We start from the raw sequence: 15717 nt of genomic DNA, 5'->3' as shown, positions 1-15717 counted from the left end.
ATTTTAGTAATTGATAAGTGCCTTGGCATTTTCCAAAGCCACATCAGTTATACTGTCACCGCTGAGAAGTCTTGCAATTTCTTCAACCTTTTCGTGCTCTGTAAGGTGTTTTATAGTGGCATTTGTGGTAAATCCATAGGATTCTTTAATTATCTTGTAATTGTTGTTACCTAAGGCAGCTATCTGTGGCAGGTGAGTTATGGATATAATCTGATGTTTTTCGGAAATATCCAAAAGCTTTTTACCAACGACGCTGGCGGTCTGACCGCTTATACCGTTATCGATTTCATCGAATATCATAGTACCAATACCGTCATATTCGCCAATGATATTTTTAAATGCCAGCATTATTCTGGACATTTCACCGCCAGAAGCGATTTTAGACAACGGTTTTAAAGGTTCGCCCACATTAGTGCTTATTAAAAACTCAGCTCTGTCAATTCCATTGGCAGTATATTTGTCCATGCGTGTTATTTCTATGCTTACCTTAGCGTTGTCAAACTTAAGATCAGAAAGCTCTTTTTGAATCTTTTCCTCAAGGGAGGCGGCGCTTCTTTTTCTTAATTCGGACAGCTGATCGGTGGTGCGCTTAAGCATTTCACCTATGCGTTCCTGTTCAATCAACATACTTGAAATATCTGAGTCCAGATTATCTATCTTTCCGATTTCAGATTTAAGCTTGTCCGCATAGTTCAGTATATCGTCTATGGTATTTCCGTATTTTCGCTTGAGGAAATTAATGGTGTCTAGGCGTCCTAAAATGTCGTCAAGTGAATCTGAAGAGTAGGAGAGCCTGTCCTTGCTTCGTCTTACGCGGCTTATGATATCGTCAAGTCTGTAATAGATGTCTGAAAACTCATATTCCAATTCGGCGGCATCCTTTGAGATGTCCTTGATGTCTTTTAGAGAACTTTGTATAGCATTTACATGAGAGAGAATGGAACTTTCTTCTCCGCTGCAAAGGTTATATGCCTCTTCAAAGCCTCTGTAAATCTTTTCTTTATTTTTTTCTTCCGTAAGCCTTTCAGTAAGATCTGCATCTTCACCTGGCATAAGGTCTGCTGAAATGATTTCGTTATATTCGAATTCCATAAGCTCTTTTTTTCTGTTGAGCTCATTTAGAGTTTCCTGTCGCTTATTTATTCTGGCAGTAATTTCTCTGTAGGAATTATACAACTCACTGACCTTTGACTTATAAGGAGCTATTGTATTCTTTTCATACTTATCAACTAAATCCAGATGTCTTGATGAATCAAGAAGGGATTGGTTATCATACTGGCCGTGAATATCGGCAATTTTGCCTGTCAGTTCTTGAAGCTGAGACAGACTTACAATTTCTCCATTGATTTTACATATATTTTTGCCGTTGGTGGAAAGCTCTCTAGTTATTACATATTCAGTATGGAGATATTCTGCCACCATTTGGATTACAGCTTTTTCAGCTCCGGTTCTTATATACGATGAATCAGCACGACATCCCAGTGCCAGACTCATAGCTTCAACTACAACGGATTTTCCGGAACCGGATTCGCCTGTAATGATATTTAGACCCTTGTTAAAATTGATTTCCGCATCTTCAATTATTGCAAAATTTTTAATGCTTAGATGATTTATCATTGCTATCCTTCTTCCGTATAAGATTTCATGAGAGTATTTCGTTGAATTTTTCTAAAATGTCAGGAACACATTCCTCACTTTCGGCCACCAGTAAAATGGTATTATCTCCTGCAACGGAGCCTATGGTATTTGGAATACCAAGTGAGTCAATGGCTTCGCCGGCAGCATTACCACAGCCGGCCAGTGTTTTGATTAAAACTATATTACCAGCACTTTTTACGCTTAAAATCGTCTCTTTAAAGATTTTAACGAACCTGTCGTTGGCAGGACCGTCTGCTGCAGTGGATACTGCATATTTATACTTTCCTTCTGAAGACAGGGTTTTAACTAGCTGCAGTTCTTTAATGTCTCTGGAAACAGTTGCCTGGGTAACATCGTAGCCGCTGCTTTTAAGTAACTGGCAGAGTTCTTCCTGTGTTCCAACCTCGTATCTTGAGATAAGCTCGAGGATTTTATTCTGTCGTGAATAACGCATTTTAATCTTCCTTTTTTATAGCTACTATCTACACAATCCAATGAAATAATTATACATTAGAGGTCAGTTGCTTTCAATATCAAATGTGGACAAACATATGTTTGTATGGTATAATCTCGTGAGTAAAACAGGAGTTAAAAATGAGGATATTAGGCATAGATCCCGGTTATGCTATATTGGGATATGGGATCGTTGAGAAAAAAGGTAATAGATTTGAAGTCATAGATTACGGTTCTGTGACCACCGATGCCAAGGAACGTATGCCCGACAGGCTAAAACATCTCTATTATTCTCTGATGGAGATTATAGATGAGTACAATCCTGATGCAGCGGCGGTGGAAGAACTTTTTTTTAATACCAATACTAAAACTGCAATCAAGGTAGGACAGGCCAGAGGAGTAGCTATTTTAGCCTGTGCCAACAGCGGAATCGAAATAGAGGAGTATACACCTCTACAGATAAAGCAAGCTCTTACAGGTTACGGCAGAGCTGATAAAAAGCAAGTGCAGCTTATGGTTAAGACCATTTTAAATCTTAAGGAAGTGCCAAAGCCCGATGATACGGCAGATGCCCTAGCGGCAGCCATATGTCACGGTCACAGTGCTTACGGTAGAAGAATGATGAATCAACTTATGAAAGGCGGAATAAGGTGATAGATTTTGTTAAAGGCAGCTTAACCTATAAAGGCGACAGCACTATTACGGTGGAAACTGCCGCAGGAATAGGATATGAGATAAATGTGGCGGCAAACAGCCCATTCTTTTTAAAAAACACCGGAGAATCGGTTATGGTGTATACTGTTCTCATGGTTAAAGAAGACGATATGAGTCTTTATGGTTTTTCTGACAGAGGCTCTCTTTCTGTTTTTAGAAAGCTTATCAGTGTAAGCGGAATAGGAGCTAAGGCCGCAATGGCAATTTTCAGCGTTATGCCAGCCGAAGAAATTAAAAGAGCTATTGTATTTGAAGATTCGGCAGCCTTTACAAAGGCATCGGGAATCGGTAAAAAGACTGCACAGAGAATAGTTCTTGAACTTAAGGACCATTACGGTAGCGCAGATATAGCTAACAGCAGTTCATCGGCTGTAAAAGCTAATGCTTACGGAAGGGTATCGATTTCCGAGGAAGCAATAAATGCACTTATGGAGTTGGGATATACAAGAAACGAAGCAGCTGATGCAGTGGCATCGGTCAGCGGCGAAAATCTGACTATTGAAGATTATATCAGAGCTGCTTTGAGGAATTTTTAATATTTTATAACGGAGTTTATATATGTTTGATGATGAAAGAATAACGGATATACATCAGAATATAAATGAGGAGAGAAGTGAATTTACACTAAGACCTCAGCATCTTGATGAATATATAGGTCAGAAGGCCGTAACAGATAATCTTAAGGTTTTTATTGAAGCTGCAAAGCTGCGAGGAGAGCCTTTGGATCATGTGCTTTTTTATGGACCTCCTGGTCTTGGAAAGACTACGCTCGCCGGTATTATAGCAAAAGAACTTGGCGTTGATATAAGAATCACATCAGGTCCTGCCATAGAGAGAGCTGGAGATCTTGCAGCAATACTCACCAATTTAAATGAAAATGATGTGCTTTTCATAGATGAGATTCACAGATTAAACCGTTCCGTTGAGGAAGTACTGTACAGTGCAATGGAGGACTATGCCCTTGATATAATCATAGGCAAGGGTCCCTCTGCAAGATCAATTAGGCTGGATCTTTCTAAGTTTACACTTATAGGGGCAACTACAAGAGCTGGAAGCCTTTCGGCACCATTAAGAGATAGATTTGGAGTTATGGCAAAATTTGAAAGCTATACTACAGATGAGCTTATGACAATTATAAGAAGGTCGGCAGGACTTTTGGGCATACAAGCTGACGAGGAATCATTGCGAGAAATGGCCATGAGATCCAGAGGAACTCCCCGCGTTGCCAACAGAATGCTAAAGAGAGTTAGGGATTTTTCCCAAGTGGAAGGTAACGGAACTATCGATATTGATATAACTAAAAAAGCCCTTGAAGCGCTAGGCGTGGATATGCTAGGTCTTGAAAATATAGACAGAGAGATTTTAAGAGTTATAATTGAGAGATTTAACGGTGGCCCAGTGGGAATCGATACCATAGCAGCTTCCATGGGTGAGGAAAAGGTGACCATAGAAGATGTTTACGAACCCTACCTTATACAGCAAGGATTACTGCACAGAACTCCTAAAGGAAGGGTTGTATCGAAGGAAGCATATGAACATCTGGGCCTTGAGTACCAGGAATAGCAATGAAAAATGAGGATTATATAAATGAAGGTTGAAGAATTTGATTACGAACTACCGGAAAGATTTATAGCTCAGAAACCGGTAGAAAAGAGGGACAGTTCAAAGCTTATGGTTCTAGATAGAAATAATGACACCATAAGCCACAGACATTTCTCAGACATACTTGAATACTTAAATGAAGGAGACTGCCTTGTTTTGAATAATTCAAAGGTAATTCCTGCAAGGCTTTTTGGAGAAAAGGAATCCACCGGTGTAAAGGTGGAATTTCTTCTTATAAAGCGTATTGAAGGAGATACCTGGGAAACTATGGTTCGTCCAGGAAGAAGATTAAAAAAAGGCGACAGGGTAAAATTCGGAGAGGATTTTGCAGCTGTTATCAAAGATTACGGAAATGATGGTACACGTATTGTAGAATTTGAATATAAGGGAATCTTTATGGAAAGGCTTGAGGAACTTGGCAATATGCCTCTTCCTCCTTATATAGAAAGACCTGATAACAGCGATGATAGAGAACGATATCAGACTGTCTACTGTAAGGACGAAGGCTCTGTGGCAGCACCTACTGCAGGATTGCATTTTACTGAAGAACTTTTAAAAAAGGCAGAAGAAAAAGGCATAAAACTAGTTTATGTAACCCTACATGTGGGGATAGGAACCTTTAGGCCGGTAAAATGCGAAGACGTTGAAGATCATCATATGCATTTTGAAGAGTATCATATTGATAAGGAAGCAGCAGATACAATAAATAATGTTAAAAGAAGCGGCGGCAAAGTTATTGCCGTGGGGACAACATCCACAAGGACACTGGAAAGCGCCGCATATTTTGATGAAAAGGAAGGAAGGTATTTGCTTAAGGCTGGAACAGACAGTACGGGAATATTCATATATCCTGGATACGAGTTTAAGATGATAGACAGCCTTATAACCAATTTCCATCTTCCTAAATCAACACTGCTTATGCTTATATCTGCCTTATATGACAGAGAAAAGATATTGGTAGCCTATGAAGAAGCAAAGACACATGACTACAGATTTTTTAGCTATGGTGACGCCATGCTTATACTGTAGCTTAATTTAAGATTTTTTTAAGACTGAAAGGATAGGATAATGTCGGCATTGACATATAAATTGATAAAAAAGGATTCTAAGAATAAAGCAAGAAGAGGAGAAATCACAACTCCCCATGGAGTGATTCAGACTCCTGTATTTATGCCTGTAGGTACGGCGGCAGCTGTTAAAGCTATGAGACCGGAACAGGTTGAGGAACTGGGTGCAGAAATAATACTCAGCAATACTTATCACCTGTATTTGAGACCGGGTCATGAGATTGTTCGTGAAGCAGGCGGACTTCATAAGTTTATGAACTGGAACAAGCCGATACTTACAGATAGCGGCGGATTTCAGGTCTTTAGCCTAGGAGATCTGCGTAAGATAACTGAAGAAGGTGTTGAATTCAGATCATTTATCGACGGTTCAAAGCATATGCTGACACCTGAAAAATCCATTGAAATACAAAATGCTTTAGGCTCAGATATAATAATGGCCTTTGACGAATGTGCACCATATCCTGCTGGAAGAGAGTATGTTAAAAATTCTTTGGAAAGAACCACACGCTGGCTTAAAAGATGTAAGGAAGCACATAAGGATACGGAGAGACAAGCTCTTTTCGGAATAATGCAAGGCGGAATGTATCCAGATTTAAGAAAGCAGAGCGCAGAGGAGATAACGCAGTTTGATTTGCCAGGCTATGCCATCGGAGGTCTTAGCGTAGGAGAACCAAAAGAGGAAATGTGCGAAATTCTCGATTATATCGATGAGTGGCTTCCAGAGAATAAACCGAGATATCTTATGGGCGTCGGCACACCGGATTATCTATTTGAAGGAGTCGAAAGAGGTGTCGATATGTTTGACTGCGTTTTGCCTACAAGAATAGCAAGAAACGGTACTGCTATGACAAGCAGTGGTGTTGTAAATATTAAAAATGCAAAATATGAAAGAGACTTTACTCCTCTTGATCACGAGTGTGATTGCTATACATGCAGAAATTACTCAAGGGCATATTTGAGACATATGTTTAAATCCAATGAAATAATGTCATCTATGCTTCTTTCTGAGCATAATCTTCATTTCTTGGTAAATACCATGAAAAATATGAGAAAAGCCATAGAAGAAGACAGATTCAGTGAATATAAAAGGGAATTTTATGAAAAGTACGGATATTGATGTAAAAAAAGATTATGAAGCAGTTGCAAAATGTCCTCATTCGGAATTTTGCGGAGGTTGCTCATCTGATGGTATTCCATACAGCCAGCAGCTTTCTGTAAAACAGGAGCAGGTGGATGAACTGATTTCATTAAAACGCCTTCATATTGACAATCAGGATGAAATTCAGGCTGCACCGGAACAGTTTAGGTATAGAAATAAAATGGAATACACCTTTGGAGACATGGAAAAGGGCGGTCCAATAACCTTGGGAATGCATGTTAAAGGGAAATTTATGTCCATAGTAACCGTGGATAGATGCAGGCTTGTACACGAGGATTTTAATATAATTTTAAAAGAGGTATTGGACTGGACTGTTCAGAAGGGATACACCGCTTATCATAAAAAATCTCACAAGGGCCTTATGAGACACCTGGTTTTAAGACGAGGCATTGCTACAGGAGAGATACTTGTAAATATCGTAACTTCCGATGAAGAAGGCTTTGACGAAAAAGGTTTTTTAGAGCTCATAAACGGTCTTAAGCTAGAAAATAAAATCGCTGGAGTTTTAAGAACTATAAACAGCGCAAAGGCAGATGCTGTAAAGTGCGATGAACTTCGCATGCTTTATGGAAGCCCTTATTATAATGAAGAAATTATGGGATTAAAATTTAAGGTGAGCGCATTTTCATTTTTCCAGACAAATGTAAAAGCTGCCGAAAGACTTTATAAGGAAGCTCTAAACCTTATAGATAATCTTGAAGGCAAAACTGTTTTTGATTTGTTCTGCGGTACTGGTACAATCACCCAGGCTGCAGCCCTTAAAGCAAAAAAAGCAGTTGGTGTTGAAATCGTAGAGGAAGCGGTAAAAGCCGCCAAAGAAAATGCCATGATAAATGGTATTTCCAACTGTGAATTTATAGCTGGAGATGTTTTTGAAGTATTGGATAGCTATAGCCACAAACCGGATGTAATTATTGTGGATCCTCCAAGAGCAGGTATTTCAGCTAAAGCACTGGATAAAATTCTTTCTTATGGTGTGGATCAAATTGTATATATTTCCTGTAATCCGAGAACTATGGTGGAAAATCTCTATTATTTGCAGTACAATGGATACCGCATTAGATATTTAAAGCCATTTGATAATTTTCCAAATACAAAGCATACTGAGTGCATCTGTCTTTTGGAAAGGAATAAATGATTATATAAATGCTGTTTAAGAAAGAAAAAGGAGGAACAATGAAAGCGTACATATCAGAATTTATAGGTACCTTTATTCTAGTACTGTTTGGCTGTGGTAGTATGGTAGCTGCCAATTTCCTTGTGGGAGCCATGGGCTTTATGCTTCCGCTGGGAATAACAACTATGATATCTGCAGTAGCATTCGGTATCACCATGGCGATGATGTATTGTATATTTGAAAAGGTATCCGGTGCTCATCTGAATCCAGCAGTTTCCGTGGCTGTTTTAATCGATGGAGGATTTGAGAAAGTAAGTAAATTCATCGGTTATATCGTAGCTCAGTTTTTGGGAGCGGCAATTGCCATCGGAGGTATATGGCTGATGACTGGTCAGACTTCAACTTTGGGACAGACAGGATATGATTCCTTAAGTCCTCTTTATCTGAGCATTGGACCTGTAATAGCGGTTGAATTTGTGATTTCATTTATATATGTGCTTGCATTTATGAATGCAAAGGATAGCGCAAAAACTGCTGCAGGAAGAGGAGCTGTTATAGGTGCGGCACTTACAGCAATATATCTGTTCGGCATACCATATAACGGCGGAGGAGCTAACCCTGCAAGAAGCCTTGCACCAGCAATCTACGCCCTAGGTGATGCCATTGAGCAGGCGCCGATATTTATAATAGTGCCGGTAGTTGCTGCAGCTTTAGCTGCGGTTGTATATAAATCAGTTATTAAAGGGGAAAAGCTGAGTAAAACTAAGGAAGAAAAGGAAGCCGCTAAAGCCGAAAAAATGGCTGCTAAAGAAGCTAGAAAAAAGGCTAAGGATGAAATGAAAGGGAAAAAAGCTGGAACTTTAGGAGAGTTTGGCAATAATCCGGAACAGGGAGAAAAATGAAAAGAGCATTAACAATGCTGCTGGCAGTTACTCTTGGCTTAACATCTGTTATGCTTACGGGCTGCGGCGGCTCGAAGGAAATATCCAGTGAGGATATGCAAAATGACATTTCGGTATATCAGGAAGAGCTTGAAGCTATGATGAATGAATCTGAAAACGAGGTTCAGATGTCAGACAGCCTTCTTGATTATTGTATGGAAAAGGGCTTTAGCGTAAAAAAAGCCAAAGGATCAAATATTGTGATAACCTCTAAAGCCACTGAAAATAACGGCAAAGCACCAAAGGATACATTTTTAGTGGAGTTTAGAAAGGATACGGCTGAGGGCTCCTGCGCTGCTATGGCAACGGGACTTGCTGCAGTTAAAAATTCAACACAGCATGGAGATATTACATTGGTGCTTTCTCCGTATTCGACTGATGAAAGCATCGGAGTTTCAAGCCTTAACAGTAAAACAATTTCAGGGGACAGGGTTATAGATTTGACTCGTACATCGTCATCAAGTCTGATGGACGGTTCTGTGGGAAGCAGAAACTATACTATGTCAAAATATCTTGATAAGCGTAGTCCACAGGGAAGTCTGGCATATAAGATAAGCATAACCGGTCTTACTGCGGCAAACAGCGGAGACAGGAGCAGTGATCATATTAATCCTATAGTATTTATAGGAGACATCTTATCTGATGCTAGAGCAGCTGCACAAAATATAGAGCTTGCTTCTTTTAATAGCACAGGTGACACTTTTAATTATTCAACATCAGCGACTGCTGTTGTTGTAATAGATGAAAGTATCAAAAATAAGTTTGAAAGCAGACTTGAAAAAGCTCAATCTAGATTTGAAGATAAAAAGGGTGATAACGAAGAAGCCGCTGCCTTTACATATGAGGTTGTTGAAATGCCTTCGCTGGTATACTCATATGATGATACGGCAAATGTGCTTTCCCTTATCTATACTCTTATAGATGGTGTGTTTGCAACATCTGAGCCTGATTATGAAGGGGATGTGCTGGGACTATCATCCATATATGGAGTAAGTACAGAAGGCTCATTTAAAGTTTCTGTGTTAGGTAGGTATACTGATAGCGATACTCTGACAGAAATGGATACTACCTTTGATACTATTGCCCAGCTGTCCGGCTTTGCTGTTGAAAGCGAGGATATGACAAATCTGTGGAAGCAGGATGATAACGCTATTCTGAAGGATGAAGACTTTGCTACGGCTTTTGAATCATATCATCCGGAAAGAGGAGCTTTATACTCATTTACTTCTTCTGTTTGCAGCGAACTTGCGGAAGATTTTGACGGTATTTCTGTAATTTCTATAGGTATTGAAGAAGGAAATGAAAGTGATACTGCCATGGATATTTTGGATTATCTGAAAGCAAGATGTGAGACAAAATAATCTAATCTTGAGATATAAAGATGTTTTAAAAGAGTGCGTATATATGCACTCTTTTTCTATTGACTTTGCTTTTATATACGCTATAATTAGTAATGCACAATATAAATGCTACTATATGTAGTGCATATACGGTAGCGTTATTTTATTTATAAAATACAGTAGTCAAGGAGTAATTATGGATCAGATTAAAAAAATAATTAAGAGAGACGGAAGGACAGTAGATTTCGATATTGATAAGATATCCAGTGCTATTTTCAAAGCTGCCCAGGTTTTAGGTGGAAGCGATAAGGAAATGGCAGATGAGCTGGCCTCACAGGTGGAGCATTATCTTTTAGAACAGAAAAACAATGATATGCCTACTGTAGAAGAAATCCAGGATGCCGTAGAAAAGATTCTCATAGAAAATGGTCATGCTAGAACGGCTAAGGAGTATATTCTTTACAGAGCTGAACGTACCCGTGTTAGGGACATGAACATGAAGCTCATGAAAATATACGAAGACCTGACTTTTAAAGATGCTGCTGAAAACGACATTAAGAGAGAAAACGCTAACATCGACGGTGATACAGCAATGGGCACAATGCTTAAGTACGGCTCTGAAGGTGCAAAGCAGTTTTACGAAATGTTTGTTTTAAGCCCTGAACACAGTCAGGCTCATATTGAAGGTGATATTCATATACACGATCTGGATTTTTATACTCTAACAACTACATGTTGCCAAATAGATTTAAGAAAGCTTTTTAAGGACGGATTCAGCACAGGACATGGATTTTTAAGAGAACCAGGAGATATTGCCTCATATTCTGCTCTTGCATGTATAGCTATCCAGTCCAATCAGAATGACCAGCACGGCGGTCAGTCCATTCCGTATTTTGATTACGCTATGGCAGACGGCGTAAAAAAGACATACAGAAAGCTTTACTGGGCTGATTTAGGCAAGATTATTGATATAGAGACCGATACCTTTGACAACGCCGAAAAGGTAAAGAACTTTGGAAAAGAACTTTTAGCCGAAAAAGATATTTATCCGATAATGGCAAAGGACAATGGTTATCAGGATGAGGAATTGGAATTTCTCAAAAAGCTGCTTCCTGAAAAATCAGAAGCAGAGTTGAAAGGCTATCAAGAAAAAGCCTTTGCCTACGCAGATAAGGAAATCGTTCGCTCTGTATATCAGGCAATGGAAGCCTTTGTACATAACTTAAATACAATGCACAGCAGAGCAGGTGCACAGATTCCGTTTTCGTCAATAAACTACGGTACAGATACTTCTCCTGAGGGAAGACTTGTTATGCAGCAGCTGTTGCTTGCAACAGAAGCAGGTCTTGGCAACGGGGAAACACCAATCTTTCCGATTCATATATTCAAGATCAAGGAAGGTATCAATTACAACGAGGGAGATCCTAATTACGATTTATTTAAGCTGGCATGTAAAGTTACTGCTAAGAGACTTTTCCCTAATTTTTCGTTTATTGATGCGCCTTATAACCTCCAGTATTATAAGGAGGGCGATCCGGATACTGAAATTGCATATATGGGATGCAGGACAAGGGTTATAGGAAATGTATATGATCCTGACAGACAGATAGTAGGAGGAAGAGGTAATCTGAGCTTTACTTCCATAAATCTTCCGAGAATTGCCATAAAAGCACACGGCAATCTGGATTTATTCTTTGAGGAGCTGGATAGAAAACTGGACCTTTGCATAGATCAGTTAAATGCTAGATTTAAAATACAGTGCAAAAAGAGAGTTAAAAACTTCCCATTCCTTATGGGACAGGGCATATGGCTAGATTCCGATAAGCTGAAATATGACGATGAAATTGCGGAAGTTCTAAAGCACGGAACTCTTTCAGTGGGATTTATTGGTCTTGCAGAAACTCTTAAAGCGCTTATCGGTGTGCATCACGGAGAAAGTAAGGAAGCTCAAAATCTCGGACTTGAAATTATCGGTTACATGAGAAAAAGAATGGATGAGGAAGCGGCTAAAACAGGCTTGAACTATTCACTTCTTGCAACCCCTGCAGAAGGATTATCGGGAAGGTTTGTAAGAATTGACCAGAAGAGATATGGAATTATAGAAGGAGTTACCGACAGAGAGTACTATACAAATTCATTCCATGTACCTGTATATTATCCAATAGGTGCCTATGATAAGATAAAAATCGAAGCACCTTATCATGCATTGACAAATGCCGGTCATATATCCTATGTGGAGCTGGATGGCGACCCTGCAAAGAACCCAGCATCCATAGAACAGATTGTTAGATGGATGAAGGAAACGGGCATAGGTTATGGTTCTGTTAACCATCCGGTGGATAGAGACCCTGTGTGTGGCTATACGGGCATAATAGATAATGAATGTCCATGCTGCGGAAGAAAGGAAGGGGAAGATATCGGCTTTGAAAGAATAGAGAGGATACTTCCATGAGTTCTCTGAGACTTGCCGGAATAATAAGAGAATCTATAACTGACGGGCCAGGTATACGATTTACCGTATTTGCCCAAGGGTGTCCCCATGGCTGTTTTAAGTGCCACAATCCCCAGACCTGGGATTTTGACGGAGGTACTGATGTTGAGGTGGATAAGATTGCTAAAAAGGTTATGGAAAATCCAATGATTAAAGGGGTTACCTTTAGCGGAGGAGAGCCATTTTGTCAGGCGGAAGGCTTTTTAGAACTGGCAAAGATTCTTAAGGAAAAAGGGATAGATATTGTAATATTTACAGGTTATCTTTATGAGGAGCTTCTCGAGTCTGAGGATAAGAATATACATGAGCTTTTAAAGGAGGCTTGGCTTGTAATCGATGGTCCCTTTGACAATGACAAAAAGGATATTTCCCTTAAGTTCAGAGGAAGCTCAAATCAGCGTATTATAGACTCTGCAGCAAGTATTAAAGCGGGTAAAATAATTCTTGCAAATGAGTATATGGTATGATACAATAACATCTGTTCGATTGAAATAATGCTTTTAAGCTTGAGATAGCAAAGAAAAGGAGGTGCGGCAAATGTCAAGAAAATGCGAAATTTGCGGTAAAGGTCAGGTTTCGGGAAATAGCGTATCCCATTCCAACAGACATACCAAGAGAAAATGGAACGCTAACATCCAGACAGTAAGGATTGAAGAAAACGGCAGAGTTAGAAAGGCTAATGTATGCACAAGCTGCATTAGATCAAACAAAGTTAACCGTGCCAACTAATTGATTTGATTTTGAAATTCTGCACTAAGGTGCAGAATTTTTTCTTATAAGAATTTTTTGGGAGACGCCAGTGAGCAGCATATATAAAGAAAGCAATGATTATGGAACAATAAGAGTTTTAGACAGCGTTATATCGGATATAATCATTGAAGAAATTAAAAAATATAATGGCAAAATAGATATCACTAACAGTCGCGGACGATCGGTACCGAAGTTGTACAAATCCGTTGGCGGTTCTTCGGCTGCTAATATTCAGATTGATACCGATGATGACGGAAGGTTAGATATAAAGCTTCATATCGTTTTGAAATTTGGTATGAGTATTAAAAAGACAACCGATGAAATAGCCGAAAGCATTAGAAAACAGATAAAAACAGCCACAGGCTCAAATCCTGCAAGGATTACATTGATAATTACAGGTGTAGTTTCAAAGAAATTTGCAAGAAGAAATATAGAGGTTGAAAAAATCTATGAAGATTGATACCTTAAAGGGCGTTGGCCCTAAAAAGACAGTCATGTACGAGAAAATGGGCATAAGGACAACGGAAGATCTTTTAAATTATTTTCCGGACTCTTATGTGGATTACAGAAATCCGAAGGCTTTAGATCAGCTAATGGATGGAGAAAAGGCTCTGACATGCGGAGAGGCTGTGCTTTTGACACCTGACAGGAAGAGAGGACCTAAAAGCACTCTTCGTATTCTCTTTAAAGATGGTAGTGATAAAATGGAAGTTGTGTTCTTTAACAGTCCATACCTTCAAAAAACTGTAAAAATCGGTAAAAAATATTATTTATACGGCAGAGTTGGCACCTTTAACGGTAGACGTAATATGGTCAATCCGATTATTATGGATGAAAATGTCGTAAAAAAGGAAATATTGCCGGTATACAGAACCGTAAAAGGCATATCTCAAAGCGAAATGAGAAAGAATGTAAAAACACTTCTTTCTCAGCTGAAAACAGAAGAGTACTTGCCTGAAGAGATTGTAAAAAGAAACGGCTTGTGTCCTCCGGACTTTGTGTTTGAAAATATTCATTTCCCAAAGAACAGAGAACATTTTAAAGCTGCCATGTATAGAAAGATCTATGAAGAGCTGTTTATAATGCAGCTTGGCATGGAAATGATGAAAAATCCCCAAAGGGATGGTATCGTGATGGAGGCCTCTGCAAATGGATATACAGATCTTCTGCCCTTTGAGCTTACTGATGCACAGAAAAAGGTCTTAAGGGATATTGAAGAGGACATGGAGTCTGGAATAAGTATGAACAGGCTGGTGCAAGGTGATGTTGGTTCAGGTAAGACTGCGGTGGCAGCCGCTGCCATGTATAAGGCAGTAAAAAGCGGCTATCAGGCAGTTTTGATGGCGCCGACGGAGATTTTGGCTAAGCAACATTTTGAATCCCTTGCTCCCGTATTTAAAAAGGCAGGAGTAAGTGTAAGACTTCTCACTGGAGGCATGAAGGCTGCTGAAAGAAGAGAAACTTTAAGTGAAATAAGAGAAGGCAGCTGTCAGATAGTCATAGGAACACATGCATTAATAGTGGATGATGTGATTTATAATAATTTAGGTCTGGTTATAACAGACGAACAGCATAGATTTGGCGTTAATCAGCGTATTAAGCTAGGCGAAAAGGGCGAGTCGCCACATATACTTGTAATGACGGCAACTCCTATCCCAAGGACTTTAGCTGTGATATTGTACGGTGAACTGTCAATGTCTGTAATAGATGCTCTTCCAGCAGGAAGACAGGAAATAGTAACAAAGGAGATAAAGGAAGAACAAAGAGCAGAGATGTATCTTTCTCTTAAAAAGGAATTTGCAAAAGGAAGACAGGCCTATGTCGTTACACCTTTGATTGAGGAAAGTGAATCCCTTGAAAATGTAAGCTCAACGGAAACTTTGTATGGTGAGCTGAAGAAACTCTACGGTGATTCTGTGTCAATGGCAATTGTTCATGGCGCAATGAAGCAGAGTGAGAAGGATAGTGTTATGGAGAATTTTTCAAAGGGAAAAATTGATCTTCTCATAGCAACCTCTGTAATCGAGGTGGGAATAGATGTACCTAATTCTACGGTGATGGTCATTGAAAATGCCGAAAGATTTGGTCTTGCCCAGCTTCATCAGCTTAGAGGCAGAGTGGGCAGAGGAAAGCATCAGTCCTATTGTTATTTGATAAATAAAGGCACAGGAGATGTTGCTAAAAAGCGCATGAAAATAATGTGCAGCAGCAGCGACGGATTCTACATTTCCGAAAAGGATTTAGAACTGAGAGGTCCGGGAGAAATCTTTGGTGTAAGGCAGCATGGTCTTCCCGATGAATGTATCGTTGATGCTGTAAAGCATGTGGATATTCTTGAAGCAGCACAAAGGGATGCAAGGGAATTTGCAGGCAAAACAGGAAAGATAGTTAATTATAAAGTGGTAAAGATGTTCGATGGGAATTTTTCCATCGGACTTTAGTAAT

Annotated in this window: 15 protein-coding genes; 13 read left to right on the top strand and 2 right to left on the bottom strand. The window is 39.4% G+C overall.

The window, feature by feature from the left end:
- Positions 1–3: 3 nt before the first annotated feature.
- Both recN and argR read right to left on the bottom strand, forming a co-directional pair.
- Positions 4–1617 carry a DNA repair protein RecN gene (gene recN / locus INF20_RS06575; protein ID WP_226385580.1) on the bottom strand — a complete coding sequence of 538 codons (1614 nt, stop codon included), beginning with the start codon at positions 1615–1617 and terminating at the stop codon, positions 4–6.
- Between the two features lie 25 nt (positions 1618–1642).
- The gene (argR, locus tag INF20_RS06570) at positions 1643–2092 is read right to left on the bottom strand and encodes an arginine repressor (RefSeq protein ID WP_226385579.1); all 450 of its coding nucleotides are present in this window, start codon (positions 2090–2092) and stop codon (positions 1643–1645) included.
- Between the two features lie 140 nt (positions 2093–2232).
- On the opposite strand from argR, the gene ruvC reads away from it, so the two are divergent.
- The 13 genes from ruvC to recG all read left to right on the top strand — a co-directional run bounded on the left by ruvC (position 2233) and on the right by recG (position 15713).
- Positions 2233–2745: a crossover junction endodeoxyribonuclease RuvC gene (ruvC, locus tag INF20_RS06565; protein ID WP_226385578.1), complete on the top strand. Its 513-nt coding sequence runs from the start codon at positions 2233–2235 to the stop codon at positions 2743–2745.
- Positions 2742–3341: a Holliday junction branch migration protein RuvA gene (gene ruvA, locus INF20_RS06560; protein WP_226385577.1), complete on the top strand. Its 600-nt coding sequence runs from the start codon at positions 2742–2744 to the stop codon at positions 3339–3341. Before ruvC ends, ruvA begins: the two co-directional genes overlap by 4 nt.
- A 22-nt stretch (positions 3342–3363) precedes the next feature.
- Complete coding sequence (gene ruvB, locus INF20_RS06555) at positions 3364–4368, top strand: Holliday junction branch migration DNA helicase RuvB (protein WP_226385576.1); 1005 nt, start codon at positions 3364–3366, stop codon at positions 4366–4368.
- Between the two features lie 24 nt (positions 4369–4392).
- Positions 4393–5436 (top strand): tRNA preQ1(34) S-adenosylmethionine ribosyltransferase-isomerase QueA, encoded by a 1044-nt coding sequence (queA, locus tag INF20_RS06550; RefSeq protein ID WP_226385575.1) that lies wholly within the window; start codon positions 4393–4395, stop codon positions 5434–5436.
- A gap of 39 nt (positions 5437–5475) precedes the next feature.
- Complete coding sequence (gene tgt / locus INF20_RS06545) at positions 5476–6591, top strand: tRNA guanosine(34) transglycosylase Tgt (RefSeq protein WP_226385574.1); 1116 nt, start codon at positions 5476–5478, stop codon at positions 6589–6591.
- A complete protein-coding gene (gene rlmD, locus INF20_RS06540; RefSeq protein ID WP_226385573.1) occupies positions 6572–7771 on the top strand; it encodes a 23S rRNA (uracil(1939)-C(5))-methyltransferase RlmD in 1200 nt (399 codons plus the stop codon). Before tgt ends, rlmD begins: the two co-directional genes overlap by 20 nt.
- Positions 7772–7809: 38 nt before the next feature.
- On the top strand, positions 7810–8652 hold the full coding sequence (locus tag INF20_RS06535; RefSeq protein WP_264175484.1) for an MIP/aquaporin family protein: 843 nt from the start codon (positions 7810–7812) through the stop codon (positions 8650–8652).
- Positions 8649–10052 carry a zinc-binding metallopeptidase family protein gene (locus INF20_RS06530; protein ID WP_226385571.1) on the top strand — a complete coding sequence of 468 codons (1404 nt, stop codon included), beginning with the start codon at positions 8649–8651 and terminating at the stop codon, positions 10050–10052. Before INF20_RS06535 ends, INF20_RS06530 begins: the two co-directional genes overlap by 4 nt.
- A gap of 175 nt (positions 10053–10227) precedes the next feature.
- Positions 10228–12483, top strand: a complete 2256-nt coding sequence (locus INF20_RS06525; RefSeq protein WP_226385570.1) for an anaerobic ribonucleoside triphosphate reductase — start codon at positions 10228–10230, stop codon at positions 12481–12483.
- Complete coding sequence (gene nrdG / locus INF20_RS06520; protein WP_226385569.1) at positions 12480–12989, top strand: anaerobic ribonucleoside-triphosphate reductase activating protein; 510 nt, start codon at positions 12480–12482, stop codon at positions 12987–12989. Before INF20_RS06525 ends, nrdG begins: the two co-directional genes overlap by 4 nt.
- Before the next feature lie 70 nt (positions 12990–13059).
- Complete coding sequence (rpmB, locus tag INF20_RS06515) at positions 13060–13251, top strand: 50S ribosomal protein L28 (RefSeq protein ID WP_226385568.1); 192 nt, start codon at positions 13060–13062, stop codon at positions 13249–13251.
- Positions 13252–13321: 70 nt separating this feature from the next.
- Positions 13322–13732, top strand: a complete 411-nt coding sequence (locus INF20_RS06510) for an Asp23/Gls24 family envelope stress response protein (protein ID WP_226385567.1) — start codon at positions 13322–13324, stop codon at positions 13730–13732.
- Positions 13722–15713 (top strand): ATP-dependent DNA helicase RecG, encoded by a 1992-nt coding sequence (gene recG, locus INF20_RS06505; RefSeq protein ID WP_226385566.1) that lies wholly within the window; start codon positions 13722–13724, stop codon positions 15711–15713. Before INF20_RS06510 ends, recG begins: the two co-directional genes overlap by 11 nt.
- The last annotated feature ends 4 nt before the right edge of the window (positions 15714–15717 follow it).

Source organism: Gallibacter intestinalis, assembly GCF_014982745.1.
Lineage (GTDB): Bacteria > Bacillota > Clostridia > Peptostreptococcales > Anaerovoracaceae > Gallibacter > Gallibacter intestinalis.
The sequence above is the reverse complement of the archived record's forward strand: the minus strand, read 5'-3'. Positions and strand labels throughout refer to the sequence as shown.

What these genes read in the sequence shown, in the direction of transcription:
- INF20_RS06535 (WP_264175484.1), top strand. Translation starts at nt 7,810, where the DNA reads ATGAAAGCGTACATATCAGAATTTATAGGTACCTTTATTCTAGTACTG.
- rlmD (WP_226385573.1), top strand. Translation starts at nt 6,572, where the DNA reads ATGAAAAGTACGGATATTGATGTAAAAAAAGATTATGAAGCAGTTGCA.
- recG (WP_226385566.1), top strand. Translation starts at nt 13,722, where the DNA reads ATGAAGATTGATACCTTAAAGGGCGTTGGCCCTAAAAAGACAGTCATG.
- ruvB (WP_226385576.1), top strand. Translation starts at nt 3,364, where the DNA reads ATGTTTGATGATGAAAGAATAACGGATATACATCAGAATATAAATGAG.
- queA (WP_226385575.1), top strand. Translation starts at nt 4,393, where the DNA reads ATGAAGGTTGAAGAATTTGATTACGAACTACCGGAAAGATTTATAGCT.
- nrdG (WP_226385569.1), top strand. Translation starts at nt 12,480, where the DNA reads ATGAGTTCTCTGAGACTTGCCGGAATAATAAGAGAATCTATAACTGAC.
- INF20_RS06530 (WP_226385571.1), top strand. Translation starts at nt 8,649, where the DNA reads ATGAAAAGAGCATTAACAATGCTGCTGGCAGTTACTCTTGGCTTAACA.
- recN (WP_226385580.1), bottom strand. Translation starts at nt 1,617, where the DNA reads ATGATAAATCATCTAAGCATTAAAAATTTTGCAATAATTGAAGATGCG.
- tgt (WP_226385574.1), top strand. Translation starts at nt 5,476, where the DNA reads ATGTCGGCATTGACATATAAATTGATAAAAAAGGATTCTAAGAATAAA.
- ruvC (WP_226385578.1), top strand. Translation starts at nt 2,233, where the DNA reads ATGAGGATATTAGGCATAGATCCCGGTTATGCTATATTGGGATATGGG.
- INF20_RS06525 (WP_226385570.1), top strand. Translation starts at nt 10,228, where the DNA reads ATGGATCAGATTAAAAAAATAATTAAGAGAGACGGAAGGACAGTAGAT.
- rpmB (WP_226385568.1), top strand. Translation starts at nt 13,060, where the DNA reads ATGTCAAGAAAATGCGAAATTTGCGGTAAAGGTCAGGTTTCGGGAAAT.
- argR (WP_226385579.1), bottom strand. Translation starts at nt 2,092, where the DNA reads ATGCGTTATTCACGACAGAATAAAATCCTCGAGCTTATCTCAAGATAC.